Here is a 19904-nt window from a genome sequence, read left to right on the forward strand (position 1 = left end):
CGGCGGTTCCGGCCGGGAGTCGTCGACGCGTCCACCCAGGTCGGCCACATCACGCCCGGCACGGCTCTACGATTTGGCCTGTGGACTTTCCGGAGCTGGCCGCCCGCACACGCCGGTTCAGCCACGGCGCGCCGCGTGCTGTCTCCGTGGCCGAGGACGGCTCCCGGGTGATCTTCCTGCGCTCCGCCGGCCCGGAGGATTCGGCGGACGCGCTCTGGCTGCTGGACGTGGCCACCGCCGAGGAGCGGTTGGTCGCCGACCCGGCCACCCTGCTCAGCGACACCGGCGACGCCGCTGTGCTCTCCCCCGGCGAGCGTGCGCTGCGCGAGCGGCTGCGGCTCAGCGCCGCCGGCATCGGTTCGTACGCGCTGGACGCCGCCGGCCGGGTGGCGGTGTTCGCGCTGGCCGGCCGGCTGTTCCGGGCCGACCTGGTGCACGGCGACGTGGTGGAGGTGGCCGCCCACGGCCCGGTGCTGGACCCACGGCCGGACCCGACCGGGCAGCGGCTGACGTACGTGACCGACGCGGCCGAGGGTGTCCGCCGGGGCGAGCTGCGGGTGATCGACCCCGACGGCACCGACACCCTCCTGGCGGGCGAGGACGCCGGGGTGAGCTGGGGCTTGGCCGAGCACATCGCGGCCGAGGAGTTCGGCCGGTTCCGGGGCTACTGGTGGGCGCCGGACGGCCGCTCGGTGCTCGCCGCGCGGGTCGACGAGACCCGGCTGCCCCGCTGGCACCTGCACGACCCGGCCGAGCCGGCGAGCCCGCCGACCGCCGTCGCGTACCCCCGCGCGGGCGGGCCGAACGCGGAGGTCAGCCTGCACCTGCTGGACCTGGACGACGGCTGGGTCGACGTGCACTGGGACCGGGAGACCTACCCGTACCTGACGGCCGTCAGCTGGACCGAGGGCAGCCCGCTGATCACCGTGCTGCGCCGCTCGCAGCAACACGGGCTGGTACTGGCCGTCGACCCGCGGACCGGTGAGACGCAGGTGCACGCCGAGCTGGCCGACCCGCGCTGGGTCGAGCCGATCGCCGGCACACCGGCGCACCTGCCGGACGGCCGCGTGCTGGTCGGCGGCGAGCTGGCCCACGACGGGTACGACGCGCGGTGCCTGTTCGCCGATGGCACCCTGCTCACCCCGCCGTCGCTGTACGTGCGGCGGGTGGTGGGTCGGCTGCCGAACGGCAGCGGCCCGGCGGACCTGCTGGTCGAGGCGAGCGACGGCGAGCCGAGCGAGCGGCACCTGTTCCGGGTCCGGACCACCATCGGCGGAGGGGTGGACGCCCGCCGGCTCACCACCGACTCTGGCTGGCACACCGCCGCCGTGGGTGGGGACGTGCTGGTGGTCGGCGTCGCGTCGCTGGACCACGCCGGAGTGCGGTGGACGGTACGCCGCGGCGACCGGGAGGTGGCCGAGCTGCGCTCGCTGGCCGCCACCCCGCCGTATTCTCCGCTGCCGCTGCTGGAACGGGTGACCGACCGGCGGCTGCCGGCGGCGGTGCTCTACCCGGACAACCATGTGACGGGCCGGCGGCTGCCGGTGCTGCTGGACATCTACGGCGGCCCGGGGCACCAGGAGGTGGTGGCCGCCCGGGCGGCCTGGCTGGAGCGGCAGTGGTGGGCCGAAGCCGGGTTCGCGGTGGTCACCATCGACAACCGGGGTACGCCAGGAGTGGCCCCGTCTTTCGAGAAGGCGATCCACCGGCGGATGGCCGACGTGATCCTGACCGACCAGGTGGACGCGCTGACCGCGCTCGCCGGCAAGCACCCCGACCTGGACCTGGGCCGGGTGGGGGTGCGTGGCTGGTCGTTCGGAGGATGGCTGGCCGGGTTGGCGGTGCTGCGCCACCCGGAACTGTTCCGGTGCGGGATCGCGGGTGCCCCGGTGACCGACTGGACGCTGTACGACACCGCGTACACCGAGCGTTATCTCGGGCTGCCGGAGGACGGCATGGACGTCTACGCGCACCACTCGCTGGTGGAGATGGCGGCCGAGCCGGTCACCGGGCCGGACCAGGCCCGGCCGTTGCTACTGGTGCACGGTCTGGCCGACGACAACGTGGTGGCCGCGCACACGCTGCGGCTCTCGGCGGCCCTGCTGGCCACTGGCCGTCCGCACGCCGTGCTGCCGTTGACCGGTGCCACCCACATGGCCGCGAACGGCACCGCCGAGCGCCTGCTTCCGCTGGAACTCGACTTCCTCCGTACCCACCTGTTCTGACTCCGCGCAAAGGGCGGCCCCCGGTCGACGACGTTGTCGACCGGGGGCCCGTCCTTGCGGTGTTACGGCTTGACGAAGGCGTTCACGAACGCCGGGTAGCCGAAGACGCTGGAGATGAAGACCCCACCCGCCTTGGACCCGTGCACGTTGTAGGCCACGTCGACGAAGAGCGGCACCACGGGGGCGTGCTCCTTCATGATCCGCTCGTCGAGCTTGCCCCACTCCGGACCCTGGTCGGCCGGGGGCAGTGCCAGGATGCGGTCCATCTCGGCGTTGATCGTCGGGTCGTTGAAGAACGCGCTGTTGCTGTTGCCCTCGGCCTTGATGGTGCGGCCGTCGTAGAGCACCGGCAGGATCGAGGCGCCGCTCGGCCAGTCCGCCGCCCAGTTACCGATGTACAGGTCCCAGGGGTTGTCCTTCTTCTTGACCTCGTCGAGCTTGGCGTCGTCCGGGATGTTCCGCAGGGTGATCTTGAAGCCGGCCCGCTCCAGGTTGGCCTTGAGCTGGGCACCCTCCTGCTGCTCGGTCGTGTTGTCGGCGACACCGAGGACCAGCTCCGGCGTCTGGCCGCCGAGCAGCTCCTTGACCTTGTCGACGTTGCCGTTGGCACCCGCCGGGTACGCCTCGTACGCCTTGTAGCCGATGGTGGCCGGCGGCATCAGCGTGGTCAGCGGCGCGGCGACGGTCTGCCCGCCGAGCGCCTTGATCAGGCCCTCGCGGTCGATGGCGTAGTTGAGCGCCTGGCGGATCTTCAAGTCCTTGACGCGCTGGTTGTTGATGACCAACTGGTTGGCGCTCGGGGTCGGCGAGAGGATGCTGCGCGACTTCAGCGAGGCGTCCCCGGCCACCCTGGCGACCAGCGAGGCGGGCACGGCGTTGAAGGCGATCGCGCTCTGGTCGGCACCGTTGTCCGCGATCACCCGGTTGTTGGCGGCGTCCGCCGTCGCGCCGAAGCTCCACACGAACTGGTCCGGGTACTGGTGCCGGACCGGGTCGGTGTTCGGGTCCCAGTTGGGGTTGCGGTCCAGGGTGATCTGCACGCCGACCTGGTTCTTGGCGACCTTGTACGGGCCGGACGAGAACGGCTGCTTGTCCAGGTTGACGCCGGTGTCCTTGTCCGGCGGCAGCGGCGCCGTGGTCGGCAGCGAGACCGCGAACGGGAGGTCACAGCGGGGCTTGGCGAACTCGAAGCGCAGCGTCTTGGCGTCCGGCGTGGTCAGGCCCGGCGGCAGCGACGTCTTGTTCTTCTTGAAGTCCCACTTGGTGTCGAACTCCGGGCTGTCGGCCAGCCACTCCTGGATGTAGGTCGGGCCGCCGGAGAGGTCCGGGTCGAAGGAGCGGGCGATGCCGTACGCGATCTCCTTGGAGGTGATCGGGCGGCCGTCTTCGAACTTCACCCCGTCCTTGACCTTGAACTCCCAGACCTTGCAGTCCTTGTTGACGTTGGTGCCCGGCGTCTCGGCCAGGTCTCCGACGAGAACCAGGCCGCCCTTGCCGTCGTCCTTCCAGGTGGTCAGATAGCGAGCGAAGAGCGGGTTCGTCATCAGACCGGCGAACGAGTACGTCCGCTGTGGGTCCAGGTGGGAGATCGGCGTCTCCCGGATGATGGTGAAGGTGCCGCCCTTCGCGGCCCCGCTCACCTCGGCAGCCGGGCCCTGGGACTCCTTGGGGTCGGTCGCGATGACCCCGGTCTGCTGCCGCTCGGTGTCCACCGTGGTGCCCTCGCCCGTGTTCTCCGAGCACGCACCCAATGCCACAACCAGAGCGATTGCGCCGCCTGCGGCGGCCGCCACGCGTAGTCGCATGAAGTACCTCCTTCACCCATGTGCCGTGCGGTTCGCCGGGGCGAGAACCGCCGACGTCTCGAGGATCGTAAAGAAGAAAACCTACGGATTGTGTAACAGTTGTCGATAAATTTCGCCGCCAGCCGGGTGGTGGACACGCCGGCCGACCGCCCGGCTCAGCGCAGCCGGACCCGGGGGTCGATGGCCGCGTAGAGCAGGTCGACCAGCACGTTCGCCAGCACCACGAAGACGGCCGCGATCAGTACGGTGGCCATGATCGTGGGTAGGTCACCGGAGCGCACCGCGTCCACCGCCGTGCGACCCAGACCCTGGATGCCGAAGGTCGTCTCAGTGATCACCGTGCCGCCGAGCGCACCGCCGACGTCGAGGCCCGCGATGGTCACCACCGGGGTGATCGCCGCGCGCAGCGCGTGCCGCCCGTACACCTTGGGTTTGGCCAGGCCCTTGGCCCGCGCGGTGCGGACGAAGTCCTCCGACAGGGTCTCCAGCATCTGCGCCCGCGACAGCCGGGCGTAGATGGCCGAGAAGAGGAAGGCCAACGCCACCCAGGCCAGCACCAGCCCACTGGCCCACTTCGCCGGATTGTCGAAGATGGAGGTGTAGCTCGGCACCGGCAGAAGCCGCAGGTTGTAGACGAACACCAGCAGCAGCACCGCGCCCACGAAATAGAGCTGCAACGAGGCACCGGTCAGCGAGAAGCCGATGGCGGCCCGGTCCAGCCAGGTGCCCCGGCGCAGCGCGGAGACCATGCCCAGCCCCACCCCCAGCAGCAGCCAGAGAACGGCCGCCGGGATCACGATGCTCAGCGTCACCGGCAGCACCCGGGCGATGGTGTCCGAGACCGCCTCGTTGGTGACGTACGACCAGCCCAGGCAGGGCGCGTCACACCGGCCGCCCTGGGCGCTGCCCAGGTCCCGCCCCATGACGATGCCCTTCATGTAGCCGGCGTACTGGCTGATCAGCGGGTCGTTCAGGCCCAGCTCGGTGCGCACCCGCTCCAACCGCTCCGGGTTGCAGTTCTTCGGGCACATGCCAGTGACCGGGTCACGCGGCAGGGCGAAGAACATCAGGAAGGTCAGCACGCTCACCGCGAACAGGGTCAGCGTGGCGGAGAAGAGCCGCTTGATCAGAAATCGCGCCATGGAAAACCCCTACCGGGACGACTTCGGGTCGAGCGCGTCACGCAACGCGTCGCCGAAGAGGTTGAAGGCGAACACCAGCGCGAAGATCATGATGCCCGGGAAGAACACGTACGCCGGGTCGGTCTGGAGGAAGTCCAGACTGCGATAGATCATCCGACCGAAGCTGGGAGTCTCGTCGCTGAGGCCGACGCCGATGAACGACAGCGCGGCCTCGCTGGTGATGAACTGCGGCACCGCCAGGGAGAACGAGACCAGGATCGGGGCCCAGATGTTCGGCAGCAACTGCCGGAAGAGCATGTGCCCCAGCCCCGCACCGCTGGCCTTGGCCGCCTCCACGAACTCCCGCTCGCGCAGCGCGATCACCTGCCCGCGCACCAGCCGGGCCGTGCTGGTCCAGCCGAACACGGCGAAGACGGCGATCAGCACGCCCACCCCGAAGGCCGACGACACCTGCCCGCGCTCGCCGTAGAAACGCAGCGTCAGGGTGGGGGTGAGCGCCAGCGCGATGATCAGGAACGGCATGGCCAGAGTCAGGTCGGTGATCCAGTTGATCACCGCGTCGAGCCAGCCACCGAGGTAACCGGCGAGAGCGCCGAGCACGACGCCGATCGTCGCGGTGATCAGGGCCGCGGCGAACGCGATGAAGAGCGAGGTCCGCAGCCCGTAGATCAGCCGGATGAAGATGTCCCGGCCCAGTCCCGGCTCCAGGCCGAACCAGTGCTCCCCGGTGACGCCGCCGGCGTAGCCCAGCGGCATGCCGAAGCCGTCCAGCAGGTTCTGGAACTGCTCACGCGGGCCGATCCCGTAGGCCATCTCGATCAGCGGGGCGGACAGTCCCAGCAGCATGAAGAAGACGAGCAGCACGCCACTGACCACGGCCGTCCGGTCGCGGCGCAGCCGCAGCCAGGCGAGCTGACCAGGTGAGCGGCCGACGACGCCCTTCGCCGCGGGCTCGCCCCCGCCCGCGCTGGACTCGATCTCGGCCAGCGCCACACCCTCCACCGGAGACAGGCTCACGACGACACCTCCTCGACGACCGCGTCGGTCGACCCCGCGCTGGTGCTGGCTGCTTCCCCTTCGGGGCTGGTGCTGGCTGCTTCCCCTTCAGGGCTGGTGCTGGCTGCTTCCCCTTCGGGGCTCGTGCTGGCCGATTCCCCTTCGGGGAAGTGGCACGCGGCGGCCTGGTGGCCCCCATCGCGCGGGACCAGCGCCGGCTCCTCGGTCGCGCAGATGTCCTGCGCCTTCCAGCACCGGGTGCGGAACCGGCAGCCCGACGGCGGGTCGAGCGGGGTGGGCACGTCGCCGGTCAGCCGGATCCGGCCCGCCGGGCCGAGCCGGGTGACGTCCGGGATCGCCGAGAGCAACGCCTTGGTGTACGGGTGCTGCGGGCGCTCGTAGATGTCCGCCCGGTCACCGATCTCCACGATCCGGCCCAGGTACATCACAGCGACCCGCTGGCAGAAGTGCCGCACCACGGCCAGGTCGTGGGCGATGAACACGAACGCCAGACCGAGGTCCCGTTGCAGGTCCCGCAGCAGGTTGACCACCTGCGCCTGGATCGAGACGTCCAGCGCGGAGACCGGCTCGTCGGCGACGATCAGCTTGGGCCGCAGGGCCAGCGCGCGGGCGATGCCGATGCGCTGGCGCTGGCCACCGGAGAACTCGTGCGGGTACCGGTTGTAGTGCTCCGGGTTCAACCCGACCAGCTCCAGCAGCTCCTGCACGCGGGCCTTGATCCCGCCCGGCGGTTTGATGCCGTTGACCTGCAACGGCATCGCCACGATCCGGCCGACGGTGTGCCGGGGGTTCAGGGAGGCGTACGGGTCCTGGAAGATGATCTGGAGGTCCTGGCGCAGCGGGCGTAACTCCCGCCGGCCGGCGTGGGTGATGTCCCGCCCGGCGAACTCGATGGTGCCGGCGGTCGGCTCCAGCAGCCGCACCAGCATCCGGCCGGTGGTGGTCTTGCCGCAGCCCGACTCCCCCACCAGGCCGAGTGTCTCGCCCGGTCGCACGTCGAAGTCCAGCCCGTCCACCGCCCGCACCAGGCCGGTGGAGCGCAGCCCCTGGCGTACCGGGAAGTGCTTGGTCAGGCCGCGGACCCGCAGCAACGGCTCGTCGGTCATCGGGCCACCCCCACGGATGCGATGTCCTCGGCGTAGCGCTCGGCGCGCTCCTCGGCGGTCAGGTGACAGGCGACCAGATGGCCGTCCGCACCCGCCGGACGCAGCTCGGGCACCTCGGTGCGGGACCGGTCGCCGTTGCGGTCCGCGTACCGGCAGCGCGGGTGGAAGGCGCAGCCGGACGGCAGGTTGATCAGGCTGGGCGGATTGCCCCGGATCGGCAGCAGGTCCGCGTCCGCGTCGCCGTGCAGCGACGGCACGCTGGAGAGCAACCCCCAGGTGTACGGATGCTGCGGCGTGCGGAGCACCTGCTCGACGCTGCCCTGCTCGACGGCTCGCCCGCCGTACATCACCAGCACCTCGTCGGCGACCTGACCGACCACGCCGAGGTCGTGGGTGATCAGGATGATGGCGGAGTGGTACTCGGCCTGGAGGTCGGCGAGCAGGTCCAGGATCTGCGCCTGCACGGTGACGTCCAGCGCGGTGGTCGGCTCGTCGGCGATCAGCAGGGCCGGATCGTTGACCAGCGACATGGCGATCATCGCCCGCTGGCGCATGCCGCCGGAGAACTCGTGCGGGTACTGGTCGAAGCGGCGCGAAGGCTGCGGGATACCCACCCGGTCCAGCATGTCCACCGCCCTCTGGCGGGCCTCCCGCCGGCGGGCGTTCGGGTGGTGCACCCGGTACGCCTCGGCGATCTGCCGCCCCACGGTGTAGTAGGGGTGCAGGGCCGAGAGCGGGTCCTGGAAGATCATCGCCATGTCGCGACCGCGCAGCCGGCGTATCTCCTCGTCGGGGAGGCCCACCACCTGCCGGCCGCCGACGGAGATCTCCCCGGTGATGGTGGTCCGCTTGGCGTCGTGCAGGCCGAGGATGGCCAGCGAGGTGACGCTCTTGCCGGAGCCGGACTCGCCGACGATGCCGAGGGTGCGGCCCCGCTCGACGGCGAACGACACCCCGTCGACCGCGCGGACCACGCCGTCCTCGGTGTCGAACCGGACTCGCAGGTCGGTCACCCGTAGGTAGGCGTCCGAGGTGCTGCGCTGCTCCGGCACGGTGGGATGGTCGTCCGGTTCCCCGGACGGCGCCGGATCCGAGCTGTCCACGGCTGCCTCCCTCAGTGACGAAGAGAACTTACAGGAAAGTCCCGAGGGTGAAAATAAGCTACAAAGTCGGCACCTGTCAGCGGGCCCGAGCGTAACGAGTCGGCATCGGCCTGAACACCCCTCACCTCGCCATCCACGCCCATTCATGCCCTGATCGCACGTCGGGTGCGACCACCTTGGCGGCAGCACCGGGAGGATTCCCGCCGGCATGAGTGTGGAGTGAAGGCGGTCATCCGGCCGGAGGATCTGCTCGCCTGACGGGCGCCGGTCGGCTCGCTAGGGTCGGTCGCATGACCGAGTTCGACGCGGCCACCGCCGCCGTCCAGGCCGCCCTCGACGCGGGCGCCCGGTACGCCGACGCCCGGGTGATGCACCGTCGCTACGAGTCGATGACCGCGCGCAACGGCGACGTGGAGGAGCTGACCCAGGACGAGAGCATCGGGCTCGGCGTCCGGGCGCTGGTCGGGTCGAGTTGGGGCTTCCACGCCGTACCCGATCTCTCTGACGCCGCCGCCCGCGACGCCGGCCGGCGCGCGGCGCGGACCGCCATGGCGAGCGCGCGGGTGCCCGGCCCACCGGTCGACCTGGTGCCGGTCGAGGCCGTCACCGCGAGCTGGGCCTCCGGCTGCCAGATCGACCCGCTCGGAGTGCCGCTGTCGGACAAGGGCGACCTGTTGGTCGGCGCGACCCGCACGATGGCCGAGCACGGCGCCGACCTGGCCGAGGGGCTGTACCAGATCTGGGACACCGCCAAGTGGTTCGTCTCCAGCGAGGGCCACCGGATCGACCAGCGGATCCGCGAGTGCGGCGGTGGCATCTCGGCCACCTCGATCGGTGACGGCGAGACGCAGCGCCGCTCCTGGCCCAGCTACCGGGGGCAGTACGGCACCACCGGCTGGGAACTGGTCGAGTCGCTCGACCTGGCCGCGCACGCCGCGCAGATCGCCGAGGAGTCCCGGGCGCTGCTCACCGCACCGCCCTGCCCGGCCGGCGAGACGGATCTGATCCTCGGCGGCGAGCAGTTGGCCCTGCAGATCCACGAGTCGGTCGGGCACGCCATCGAGCTGGACCGGATCCTCGGCTGGGAGGCCGCGTTCGCCGGCACGTCCTGGCTGGACCTGGCTCAGCTCGGCTCGCTGCGCTACGGCTCCGAGCTGATGAACATCACCATCGACCCGACCATCCCGGGCGCGCTGGGCAGCTTCGGCTTCGACGACGAGGGCTCGCCCGCGGTCAAGCGGGACGCGGTCCGTGACGGGCGGTGGGTGGGTGTGCTCGCCGGCCGGGACTCGGCCGCCATGGCCAGCCTCGACTACGGCGGCAGCGTACGGGCCGACGGGTGGGCCCGGCTGCCGATGGTGCGGATGACCAACGTCGGCCTGGAACCCGGCCCGCACACCCTGGAGGAGATCATCGCGGCCACCGACGACGGGGTGCTGATGGACCTCAACCGTTCCTGGTCGATCGACGACAAGCGCCTCAACTTCCAGTTCGGCTGCGAGGTCGGCTGGGAGATCAAGAAGGGGCGGCGGGGGCGGATGCTGCGCAACCCCACCTACACCGGGATCGGCCCGCTCTTCTGGCGCTCGATGGACATGCTCTCCGGCGAGACGGTGCCCTGGGGGACGCCCAACTGCGGCAAGGGCCAGCCGGGCCAGACCGGGCACACCGGCCATCCGTCCGCGCCGGCCCGCTTCCGCAACGTCCGGGTGGGGGTCTCGGCGTGAGCGCGAGGAGTGAGCCGGGTTTGCGAGCCCCGCAGTCGCGAACGAAAGAGGTGTCGGCATGAGTGGCGGTGGGTCGACGGAGGTGGAGCTGGCCGGGCAGGTCATGGAGCTGGTCCGGCGGCTCGGTGGCCCGGCCGCGCAGGCCGAGGCGGTGGTGACCCGGGCCGACCTGGCGCTGACCCGGTTCGCCAACTCGGCCATCCACCAGAACGTCGCCGAGTCGACCGTCGGGGTCCGGCTGCGGTTGCACGTGGACGGGCGGACCGCCGCCGGCAGCGGCAGCGTGGTCACCGCCGACGGTCTGCGCGCGCTGGTCGAGCGCACCCTGGCGGCGGCGCGGCTCTGCCCGCCCGACCCGGGCTGGCCGGGGCTGGCCCCGCCCACGCCCGCGCCGGCCGCTCCACCCGTCGACGAGGCCACCGCGCACGCCGAGCCGGATCAGCGGGCCGATCTGGTCCGCGCGTTCGTGGCCGCCGCCGGTGGCCTCAGCACGGCCGGCTACTGCCGCACCGCGCACCGCTCGTCGGCGTTCGCCAACTCGGCCGGACACACCGCGCACGGCCGCTCGGTCGAGGCGGCGATGGACGGCATCGCCCGCCGCGACGGCGCGGACGGGGTGGCCCGGCGCTGCGCCGACCGGCTGTCCGACCTCGACGGCGCCGAGTTGGGCGCGCACGCCGCGGCGAAGGCGCAGGCGGCGGCCGACCCGGTCGAGCTGCCCCCGGGGCGGTACGAGGTGGTGTTCGAGCCGGCCGCCGTGGCGGACCTGTTGCAGAACCTCTCCTGGTACGGCTTCAACGGCAAGCGGTACGCCGAGCGGCAGTCGTTCGCCGAGCCGGGGGCGGCCCAGTTCGACCCGACGGTGACCCTGGTGGACGATCCGCTGGGCGCGTCGGGGCTGCCGTTCGACGCCGAGGGCACCGGCCGGCGGGCGCTGACCCTGGTCGAGGCGGGCACGACCCGGACGGTGGCGCACGACCGGCGGACCGCCGCCGACGCGGGCGCGGAGTCCACCGGGCACGCGGTCGCGGGTGGCGCCACCTGGGGCCCGATGGCCCGCAACCTGCGCCTGTCCGGGGCGGCGGCCGGGCCGGCCAGCGCGGTGGGCCGGAGCACCACCGGCACGGCGGCCGGTGCCGTGGTCGACGCGGACACCGCGGCGCTGGTCGCCGGGGTACGCCGAGGGCTGCTGGTCACCGACCTCTGGTACACCCGGGTGCTCGACCCGAAGAGCCTGGTCGTCACCGGGCTGACCCGCAACGGCGTCTGGCTGGTCGAGGACGGCACGGTCGTGCGGGCGGTCCGCGACCTGCGGTTCACCGAGTCGTACCCACGGGCGCTCGGGCCGGGGGCGGTGCTCGGGCTGGGCGGCCGGCCGGTGCGCCAACCCGACCGGGTGGACGGTGCATGGTGGGCGGCGCCGCCGGTGCGGCTGGCGTCCTGGCACTTCACCGGGGGTGCCTCCGGGTGATCGGGGCCGGCGCCGGCAGTGAAGTTTCTAACAACGCGTCATCGATCAGCGTGACGGGGCTTTCCCGCAGGCCAGACACACGGGACACTCCCTTGCGCGGACGGCCCGCAAAGATCGGCGTAACGTGTGTCACTTAGCTGCGTCGGTCGATCCGGCGTGGTCGTTGGTGTGCGCATGACGTGGCAGCGGGTGCGGGTTCGCCGGTCCGCGTGCCGACCGGAGAAAGATCAGCCCGCCCGTACGGGCCCGTCGAGGAGACGACTCGAATGACTTCAACGGCAACGAGGCCGCGGGGAGCGCGGGCGCGCGCCGCCATCGCGGCGAAAACGTTGCGTACCGACCGCTGGTGGTTGGCCCCACTGATCACCGTGATCGGGCTCAGCGCCTGGGTCGCGTACGCGACGGTCCGGGTCTTCCAGCATGACAACTACTGGGTGGACGCGTACCACTACCTGACCCCGTTCTACTCCCCGTGCGTGACCGACCGGTGTGTCGAGGCAGCCTCGCACTTCGGCCGGTTCCTGCCCGGCTGGTGGGTCATCCCGGATGCCGCACTGACCCTGCCGTTCCTGCTGCTGTTCCGGCTCACCTGCTACTACTACCGCAAGGCGTACTACCGGTCGTTCTGGCTGTCGCCGCCGGCCTGCGCGGTCCCGGACGGGCACAAGGAGTACGGCGGTGAGACCCGCTTCCCGCTGCTCGGGCAGAACCTGCACCGCTACTTCTTCTACGCCGCCGCGATCATCTCGCTGATCAACACCTGGGACGCGATCCTCGCCTTCCACTCCCCCAAGGGCTTCGGCTTCGGGCTGGGCAACATCGTCCTGCTGGTCAACGTGGTGATGCTCTGGGCGTACACCATCTCCTGCCACTCCTGCCGGCACATCATCGGCGGCCGGCTCAAGCACTTCTCCAAGCACCCGGTGCGCTACAAGGCCTGGACCTTCGTCTCGGCGTTGAACGTCCGGCACATGCAGCTCGCCTGGATCACCCTCGGCACCCTGGCGCTGGCCGACTTCTACATCATGGCGCTCGCGGCCGAGTGGTTCTCCGACCTGCGGTTCATCAACTAAAGGGCCCCGACATGACCACTACCACGCGAATCGAACGACACCACTACGACGTCGTCGTGATCGGGGCCGGCGGCGCCGGCCTGCGGGCGGCGATCGAGGCCCGGCTCGCCGGCAAGAAGACCGCGATCATCTCCAAGTCGCTCTTCGGCAAGGCGCACACGGTGATGGCCGAGGGCGGCGCCGCCGCCGCGATGGGGAACGTGAACAGCCGGGACAACTGGCAGGTGCACTTCCGGGACACCATGCGCGGCGGAAAGTTCCTCAACAACTTCCGGATGGCCGAGCTGCACGCGAAGGAGTCGCCGCAGCGGATCTGGGAGCTGGAGACGTACGGCGCGCTCTTCGACCGCACCAAGGACGGCAAGATCTCCCAGCGCAACTTCGGCGGCCACGAGTATCCCCGGCTGGCGCACGTGGGCGACCGGACCGGTCTGGAGCTGATCCGCACCCTCCAGCAGAAGATCGTCTCGCTTCAGCAGGAGGACAAGCGCGAGTTCGGCTCGTACGACGCCCGGATCAAGGTGTTCTCCGAGACCACCATCACCGAGCTGCTGCTCGACGGCGACCGGGTTGCCGGCGCGTTCGGCTACTACCGGGAGTCCGGGGAGTTCATCCTCTTCGAGGCGCCGGCCGTGGTGCTGGCCACCGGAGGCGTCGGACGCTCCTACAAGGTCACCTCGAACTCCTGGGAGTACACCGGGGACGGTCACGCGCTGGCGCTGCGCGCCGGGGCGACTCTGATCAACATGGAGTTCCTCCAGTTCCACCCGACCGGCATGGTCTGGCCGCCTTCGGTGAAGGGCATCCTGGTCACCGAATCGGTACGCGGCGACGGCGGCGTGCTGAAGAACTCCGACGGCAAGCGGTTCATGTTCGACTACGTCCCCGACGTCTTCCGCAAGCAGTACGCGGAGACCGAGGAGGAGGCGGACCGCTGGTACACCGACCCGGACAACAACCGCCGCCCGCCGGAGCTGCTCCCCCGCGACGAGGTCGCCCGCGCGATCAACAGCGAGGTCAAGGCCGGCCGGGGATCCCCCGCCGGCGGCGTCTTCCTGGACATCGCCAGCCGGCGCTCGTCCGACGAGATCCGCCGGCGGCTGCCGTCGATGTACCACCAGTTCAAAGAGCTGGCCGACGTCGACATCACGGCCGAGCCGATGGAGGTCGGACCGACCTGTCACTACGTGATGGGCGGCGTCGAGGTGGACCCGGACTCCGGTGCCGCCTTCGGCCACGTGCGCGGGCTGTTCGCCGCCGGTGAGGTCTCCGGCGGCATGCACGGCTCCAACCGGCTGGGCGGCAACTCCCTGTCCGACCTGCTGGTCTTCGGCAAGCGGGCGGGCGGGCACGCGGCCAGCTACGCCGACGGGCTGGCCGCCCGGCCGAAGGTGGCCGTGGACGCGGTCGAGGCGGCGGTGGAGACCGCGTTGGCGCCGCTGCAGCGCGACACCGGCGAGAGCCCGTACACCCTGCAGCAGGACCTGCAGGCGGTCATGGGGGATCTGGTCGGCATCATCCGCAGAGAGGGCGAGCTGGCCGACGCGCTGGGCCGGCTGGCCGAGCTGCGGGAGCGGGTCGCCAAGGTGAGCGCGGCCGGCGGCCGGCGCTACAACCCGGGCTGGCACCTGGCACTGGACCTGCGCAACATGCTGGTGGTCTCGGAGTGCACCGCGAAGGCGGCGCTGGAGCGGCAGGAGTCGCGCGGCGGGCACACCCGGGAGGACTACCCGGCGATGGAGCCGAAGTGGCGGCAGGTGAACCTGGTCTGCGCGCTGGACGGCGACGCCGTGCGGCTGACCCGTAAGCCGCTGCCGAAGATGCGGCCGGAGCTGATCGGCCTCTTCGACCGGGCGGAGCTGGCCAAGTACCTCACCGACGAGGAGCTCGCCGACTTCGACGCCCTCGTCGTCGACGCTGGAGAGGCGGACAACCGATGAGCGCGAAGCGTCAGTTCCGGATCTGGCGGGGCGACGAGACCGGCGGGGACCTGCAGGACTACATGGTCGAGGTGAACGAGGGCGAGGTGGTCCTCGACGTCATCCACCGGTTGCAGGCCACCGACGCGCCCGACCTGGCCTGCCGGTGGAACTGCAAGGCCGGCAAGTGTGGCTCCTGTTCCATGGAGATCAACGGCAAGCCGCGGCTGGGCTGCATGACCCGGATGTCGACCTTCGGTGACGAGGAGACCGTCACGGTCACCCCGCTGCGCACCTTCCCGGTGATCCGGGACCTGGTCACCGACGTCTCGTTCAACTACGAGAAGGCCCGGGAGACGCCCGCGTTCGCCCCTCCGGCGGACGTGGCCCCCGGCGACTACCGGATGCAGCAGGTCGACGTCGAGCGCTCGCAGGAGTTCCGCAAGTGCATCGAGTGCTTCCTGTGCCAGACTGTCTGCCACGTGATCCGCGACCACGACGAGAACAAGCAGGCGTTCTCCGGGCCGCGGTACTTCATCAGGGCGGCCGAGCTGGACATGCACCCGCTGGACGCCCGGACCGACCGCAAGGAGTACGCACAGGCCGAACAGGGCCTCGGCTTCTGCAACATCACCAAGTGCTGCACCGAGGTCTGCCCCGAGCACATCAAGATCACTGACAACGGGATCATCCCCATGAAGGAGCGGGTCGTCGACCGCAGGTACGATCCCCTTGTGTGGCTTGGTAGCAAGATCTTCCGTCGGGGCGAGACGCCCCAGACCAGCGTGACCACCGCCCGTCAGGGCTCGGCGACGTCGCCGGGCGCGGCCGGGGGCGGGGTGCACTCGCACGCGGGCCGTTCGCACGACCCGCAGGCCGAGGCGCAGGCGCAGAGCGGCGTCAACTGGCAACGGGAGGTGCCCCACCCGACCGCGCCAGCGGTCGACGACCGGGGCAAGCTGCCGCTGACCGAGCTCACCTTCGACCGGGCCGCCGCGCCGTCGCCGTTCGGCGACGACGTGACCTTCCCGCTGCCTCCGGAGCACCTCAACTTCGCCCACCCGGAGCAGGACAAGCACTGAGCACGACCACCAGGACGGGGGCCCACCGGCACTGCCGGGGGCCCCGTCCCCATTTCCGGCGTTGATCATGACGTTGGCGGACGTGCCTGGCTCGACGAGCCCGCCAACCCGATCAGCGCTTCGGTGGTCTGCCCTCGGCGAGGACGGGACGCAGCGCGGCAACGATGGGGGCATCGGCCGGGAGCCAGGTGACCGAGTCCAGCTCGGCGGCGGAGAGCCAGCGCATGGCCGAGTGCTCCAGCGCCTGCGGCTCGTCGCCGTCCAGCAGGCGGGCGGCGTACACCTTGAGCACCGAGCGGCCGTGGGCCATCCGCACGTCGCGGCCGACCCGGTCGCCGATCTCCACGCGTACGGCCAACTCCTCGGAACACTCCCGGATCAGCGCGTCGATCTCGGCCTCCCCCGGCTCGACCTTCCCGCCGGGGAACTCCCACATCCCCGCCACCTCAGGCGGGGCGGAACGCGCACAGGCGAGCACCCGCCCGCCCCGGATGATCGCCGCACCCACGATCACCTTCAGGTCCCGTCGTTCGGCCTGCCCGCCACCATTAGCCCGTTCGGTCCGCACGGGCGTCCAGGGTGCCAGATCAATCGGCGGTTTGGGTACCGTAACCGGCCGCTAGGTCAATAGAACCCGGAAGTGTGGGCGTGGACACCCCTTCCGTGCGACGACAGACTAGAGGGCACCGACAAGACACGGGATGGCGACGATTTGGCCACAAGCCGGCAACGGCGCTTGGGGGGTGCGGTTATGCGCGTGCTGTTCAACAGCCGGGCCAAGCACGATTACCTTTCCGACGCGTTGACCTTGCTATCTGGTTGGACGCGGGAAGGCGAGCAGATCAGGCGGACTCTCGTGATCGACGATACCCAACACGCGGCGCTGACCGAACGGGTGAAGGTCGTCGCCGACGCGCTGCACCTGCGCCCCGAGATCAGCCGCCACGCTGACAGTACCCAGATCCGGGTCGGGCATGGCAACGGGGAGCCGCTGACCGAGGGCGAGGTCCTGCTGGCTGCCCGGATCGAGGACGTCTACCGGACGGTCACCGAGTCCTGAGGTCCCGCTACATCGGTGGGTACCAGCGCAGCTCCACCGAGTTGCCGTCCGGGTCCCGCACGTAGATCGAGGTCGCCGTGCCGCGGGCGCCGAACCGGCTGACCGGGCCGGTCAGCACCGTGAAGGTGCCCGACTCGATCACCTGCGCCCAGTCCAGCGGTGCCACCACCAGGCAGAAGTGGTCGACATTCGCGCCCTGCCGGTCGCCGTGGACGAGGTCGATGATGCTTTCCGGGCTGATCCGCACCGACGGGAACGGCACGGCACCGGCTCGCCACTCGTCGACCCGTACCGGCTCCAGCCCGAGCCGGCCGCAGTAGAAGTCCAGGGCCCGCTCCACATCGGCGACGGTCAGCACCAGATGGTCGAAACCGGTCACGCGTACCGTGCTCACGCCTCCTCCAGCGCGGCCGCCGCGCGGAGCCAGTCGGTGAACAGCGCCGGGTCGATGTCGGCGACGCCACGCAACTTCACCGCCGCCATCGCCCGTGCGCCGGGCACCAGTCGCCCGGACGGGTCGCTGATCTCCTGCCCCCGCCACAGCCCGAAGGTGACATCCGACCGGTACGCCTTGAGCAGGCAGACCGGGCGCAGGCCCGGCCGGTCGCCCAGGCTCCAGACCGGGTGACCGTGCCACATCGCGCCGGTCGCCCCGGGCAGCGCGGCGGCGATGACGGGCGTCAGCTTCTCCCCGATCTCGCGCAGCGGGCCGGGCAGGCCGGCCAGGTAGTCGTCGATGCTCATCGCGAAGCCCTTCGGTCGAGTGGTTTCCTTGCCGCGTTCACGATCCGCTGACGGGCGCCGCCGACCAAGAGCCGTTGCCGCTACGATCGTTGCGCACAGGTCAACGGTGGGAGCGGCGTGCTGGAGCGGTACGAGGTCGAGACCTTTCTGACCCTCGCCGAGGAGCTGCACTTCGGTCGGACCGCCGAGCGGCTGCGGGTCAGCACCGGCCGGGTCAGCCACGTGGTCAAGAAGCTGGAACGCCGGATCGGGGCGCCGCTGTTCGCCCGGACCAGTCGGGTCGTCCAGCTCACCCCGATCGGGCGGCAGCTCGCCGACGAGCTGGCCCCGCTGGTGGCCGGGATGGACGAGGCGGTCCGTCGCGCGGTCGACGCCGGGCGGGGCGTCACCGGGACACTGCGGGTGGCGTTCCTGGGCGAGTGGACCGCGCCGGTGCTGCTCCGGGCGGTCGCCCTGTTCACCGAGCGACACCCCGACTGCCGGGTGGAGGTGCACGAGGCGCAGCTGGCCACCACCCGCTCCGGCCTGCTCGACGGCTCCACCGACGTGCTCATCGCCTCGTACCCCTTCGACGGGATGGCCAACGGCCCGGCGCTGCTCTCCGAGGACCGGGTGCTGGCGGTGGCCGCGGGCCACCCGCTCACCCGGGAGCGGTCCGTGTCGCTGGAGGTGCTCGCCGACCATCCGGTGGTGCAGTACCCGACGGTGACCTCGACGGAGTTCAAGCGGGACCGGACCCCGGAGCGCACCCCGTCCGGCCGGCCGGTGCCGAAGGGCCCCACCGGGAACACGTTCTCCGAGATGCTGTCCCTGGTGGCGCTGGGCCGTGGCGTGCTGCCGGTGGGCGAGCACACCCGGCGCTACTACCCGCGCCCCGACGTGGCGTACGTGCCGATCCACGACGCGCCGCCGATCGAGCGGGGGCCGATCTGGCTGGCCAGCAACAGCACCGCCCGGGTGCTGGAGTTCGTCCGCGCCGCGACCGAGGCGAACCCCCGATGAGGCACGGCGAGTTCCTGGTCATCGCCCAGGCCAGCCGGCTGGCACCGGTTGCCTAGCCTGGTTCACATGGCGAACATCGCGTACGACCGCAAGGAGCAGGTCCAGCAGATCGAGAGTGGACTCCTCGACGGTGAGCAGATCATTGCCGTCTACGACGCTGTCGGCACCGGCACCGGGTTCATCGGGCTGACCGATCGGCGCGTGATCATCCAGGACCGTTCCTTCGTCGGGAAGCGGCATGCGATCACCAGCATTCCGTACTCGAAGATCACCAGCGTGAGCGTGGTCAGCAACAAGTCCTGGGGCGGCACGTTCTTCTCCACCGGGGCGATCGCCATCCACGTCGGTACGCACACGTACGAGGTGGAGTTCCGTGGCGCGCAGAAGAGCCACCACGTGCACAACGTGATCCTGCACCACATCTCCTGACCCGGTCCGGCCTGCTGCGGGCCCGGCGGAGGTAAATGCCTTGCCGGGCCCCGGCGACCTCTGGTGTCCTCAGCCGACAGCCGCGCGAAAGGAGCAGCCGCCATGCCCCACTCAACGGAGTCCCCCCGACCGAACGTCATCCGACCTGAGGAATCGAGACTTCGTGAGCAGACCTGCTTCCCTGGCCACGGCGCGGCTGCGCGCCACTGACACCAACCCCGGAGGCCGCTGATGTCGGTCTTCGACGATCCCGGCCTCTTCGGCCGACTGTGGGCCGTCGGCTACGACGACGGACCCAACCCCGACCCGACGCCGGCCGTCGACTTCCTGGCCGACCTGGCCGACGACGGGCCGGTTCTCGAACTGGCGATCGGCACCGGCCGGATCGCCCTGCCGCTGGCCGAGCGCGGCCTCACCGTGCACGGCGTCGAGGCGTCCGAGGAGATGCTGGCGAAGCTGCGGGCCAAGCCCGGCGGCGAGCACATCCCGGTGGTGGTCGGCGACATGGCGGACGTGGGCGTACCGGGCCCGTTCCGCCTGGCGTACCTGGTCTACAACACGCTGTTCAACCTGGTCGACGCTGAGCGGCAGGCGGACTGCTTCCGCAACGTCGCCCGGGTGCTGTCGCCCGGCGGCGCGTTCGTCGTCGAGGCATTCGTGCCCGACCCGCGCAGCTTCGACTCCGACGAGCAGGTGCAGGTCCGCGCCGTGACCGAGGACTCCGCGACGATCCGGCTACACCGGTACGACCGACCGGCGCAGCGCTTCATCCGGCAGACCATCACGTTCGACGGCGACGGTGTGCACCTGAAGCCCTTCGCCATGCGGTACGCCTGGCCGCACCAGATCGACGCGATGGCGCAGCAGGCCGGGCTCCGGCTCACCGAGCGGTACGCCGACTGGCATCGGCGACCGTTCGACGCTGACAGCACGGCCCACATCTCCGTCTACCGCGCGGAGTAGCTGCAGTTGGTCGACTCCGGTTCCGGGTCCACACGG

Annotated in this window: 18 protein-coding genes; 10 read left to right on the forward strand and 8 right to left on the reverse strand. The window is 70.9% G+C overall.

The features are described from left to right. Nucleotides 1–80 precede the first annotated feature (80 nt). A complete protein-coding gene (locus ABZV00_RS19215) occupies nucleotides 81–2225 on the forward strand; it encodes a prolyl oligopeptidase family serine peptidase (protein WP_355607939.1) in 2145 nt (714 codons plus the stop codon). Nucleotides 2226–2287: 62 nt separating this feature from the next. Here ABZV00_RS19215 and ABZV00_RS19220 read toward each other — a convergent pair whose 3' ends face one another. The 5 genes from ABZV00_RS19220 to ABZV00_RS19240 form a co-directional block, all read right to left on the reverse strand. Further along, nucleotides 2288–4030 (reverse strand): ABC transporter substrate-binding protein, encoded by a 1743-nt coding sequence (locus ABZV00_RS19220; protein WP_328420156.1) that lies wholly within the window; start codon nucleotides 4028–4030, stop codon nucleotides 2288–2290. Nucleotides 4031–4185: 155 nt separating this feature from the next. Beyond that, nucleotides 4186–5172 (reverse strand): ABC transporter permease, encoded by a 987-nt coding sequence (locus tag ABZV00_RS19225; protein WP_355607942.1) that lies wholly within the window; start codon nucleotides 5170–5172, stop codon nucleotides 4186–4188. Nucleotides 5173–5181: 9 nt separating this feature from the next. Then, nucleotides 5182–6189: an ABC transporter permease gene (locus ABZV00_RS19230; RefSeq protein ID WP_355607944.1), complete on the reverse strand. Its 1008-nt coding sequence runs from the start codon at nucleotides 6187–6189 to the stop codon at nucleotides 5182–5184. Then, complete coding sequence (locus tag ABZV00_RS19235; protein ID WP_355607947.1) at nucleotides 6186–7295, reverse strand: dipeptide ABC transporter ATP-binding protein; 1110 nt, start codon at nucleotides 7293–7295, stop codon at nucleotides 6186–6188. The genes ABZV00_RS19230 and ABZV00_RS19235 overlap by 4 nt, the downstream gene beginning before the upstream one ends. Continuing rightward, on the reverse strand, nucleotides 7292–8347 hold the full coding sequence (locus ABZV00_RS19240) for an ABC transporter ATP-binding protein (protein WP_355608205.1): 1056 nt from the start codon (nucleotides 8345–8347) through the stop codon (nucleotides 7292–7294). The genes ABZV00_RS19235 and ABZV00_RS19240 overlap by 4 nt, the downstream gene beginning before the upstream one ends. A gap of 341 nt (nucleotides 8348–8688) precedes the next feature. On the opposite strand from ABZV00_RS19240, the gene ABZV00_RS19245 reads away from it, so the two are divergent. The 5 genes from ABZV00_RS19245 to ABZV00_RS19265 all read left to right on the forward strand — a co-directional run bounded on the left by ABZV00_RS19245 (nucleotide 8689) and on the right by ABZV00_RS19265 (nucleotide 15670). Next, nucleotides 8689–10125: a TldD/PmbA family protein gene (locus ABZV00_RS19245; RefSeq protein ID WP_328420164.1), complete on the forward strand. Its 1437-nt coding sequence runs from the start codon at nucleotides 8689–8691 to the stop codon at nucleotides 10123–10125. A 58-nt stretch (nucleotides 10126–10183) separates the two neighbouring features. After that, a complete protein-coding gene (locus ABZV00_RS19250; RefSeq protein WP_355607950.1) occupies nucleotides 10184–11596 on the forward strand; it encodes a metallopeptidase TldD-related protein in 1413 nt (470 codons plus the stop codon). A gap of 266 nt (nucleotides 11597–11862) precedes the next feature. After that, the gene (locus ABZV00_RS19255) at nucleotides 11863–12669 is read left to right on the forward strand and encodes a hypothetical protein (protein WP_355607953.1); all 807 of its coding nucleotides are present in this window, start codon (nucleotides 11863–11865) and stop codon (nucleotides 12667–12669) included. An 11-nt stretch (nucleotides 12670–12680) separates the two neighbouring features. Further along, nucleotides 12681–14609: a fumarate reductase/succinate dehydrogenase flavoprotein subunit gene (locus tag ABZV00_RS19260; RefSeq protein ID WP_355607955.1), complete on the forward strand. Its 1929-nt coding sequence runs from the start codon at nucleotides 12681–12683 to the stop codon at nucleotides 14607–14609. After that, on the forward strand, nucleotides 14606–15670 hold the full coding sequence (locus ABZV00_RS19265; protein WP_328420171.1) for a succinate dehydrogenase/fumarate reductase iron-sulfur subunit: 1065 nt from the start codon (nucleotides 14606–14608) through the stop codon (nucleotides 15668–15670). The genes ABZV00_RS19260 and ABZV00_RS19265 overlap by 4 nt, the downstream gene beginning before the upstream one ends. A 112-nt stretch (nucleotides 15671–15782) precedes the next feature. Here the strand turns inward: ABZV00_RS19265 and ABZV00_RS19270 are convergent, their stop codons facing one another. Continuing rightward, on the reverse strand, nucleotides 15783–16238 hold the full coding sequence (locus ABZV00_RS19270) for a (deoxy)nucleoside triphosphate pyrophosphohydrolase (protein WP_355607958.1): 456 nt from the start codon (nucleotides 16236–16238) through the stop codon (nucleotides 15783–15785). Between the two features lie 183 nt (nucleotides 16239–16421). Here ABZV00_RS19270 and ABZV00_RS19275 point away from each other — a divergent pair, with 183 nt between their 5' ends. Continuing rightward, on the forward strand, nucleotides 16422–16730 hold the full coding sequence (locus ABZV00_RS19275) for a 4a-hydroxytetrahydrobiopterin dehydratase (RefSeq protein ID WP_328420175.1): 309 nt from the start codon (nucleotides 16422–16424) through the stop codon (nucleotides 16728–16730). Nucleotides 16731–16737: 7 nt separating this feature from the next. Here the strand turns inward: ABZV00_RS19275 and ABZV00_RS19280 are convergent, their stop codons facing one another. Both ABZV00_RS19280 and ABZV00_RS19285 read right to left on the reverse strand, forming a co-directional pair. Beyond that, nucleotides 16738–17124, reverse strand: a complete 387-nt coding sequence (locus tag ABZV00_RS19280; RefSeq protein WP_355607961.1) for a VOC family protein — start codon at nucleotides 17122–17124, stop codon at nucleotides 16738–16740. Then, nucleotides 17121–17474 carry a DUF1801 domain-containing protein gene (locus tag ABZV00_RS19285; RefSeq protein ID WP_355607964.1) on the reverse strand — a complete coding sequence of 118 codons (354 nt, stop codon included), beginning with the start codon at nucleotides 17472–17474 and terminating at the stop codon, nucleotides 17121–17123. Before ABZV00_RS19285 ends, ABZV00_RS19280 begins: the two co-directional genes overlap by 4 nt. A 117-nt stretch (nucleotides 17475–17591) precedes the next feature. Between ABZV00_RS19285 and ABZV00_RS19290 the strand changes: the two genes are divergently transcribed. The 3 genes from ABZV00_RS19290 (at nucleotide 17592) to ABZV00_RS19300 (ending at nucleotide 19868) form a co-directional block, all read left to right on the forward strand. Then, entirely contained in the window at nucleotides 17592–18476 is an 885-nt protein-coding gene (locus ABZV00_RS19290) for a LysR family transcriptional regulator (RefSeq protein ID WP_355607967.1), read from the forward strand. Nucleotides 18477–18542: 66 nt separating this feature from the next. Next, nucleotides 18543–18905 carry a PH domain-containing protein gene (locus tag ABZV00_RS19295; protein WP_007464929.1) on the forward strand — a complete coding sequence of 121 codons (363 nt, stop codon included), beginning with the start codon at nucleotides 18543–18545 and terminating at the stop codon, nucleotides 18903–18905. Between the two features lie 231 nt (nucleotides 18906–19136). Beyond that, entirely contained in the window at nucleotides 19137–19868 is a 732-nt protein-coding gene (locus ABZV00_RS19300; protein ID WP_355607970.1) for a methyltransferase domain-containing protein, read from the forward strand. The last annotated feature ends 36 nt before the right edge of the window (nucleotides 19869–19904 follow it).

This window comes from Micromonospora sp. NPDC005173, assembly GCF_040608515.1.
GTDB lineage: Bacteria > Actinomycetota > Actinomycetes > Mycobacteriales > Micromonosporaceae > Micromonospora.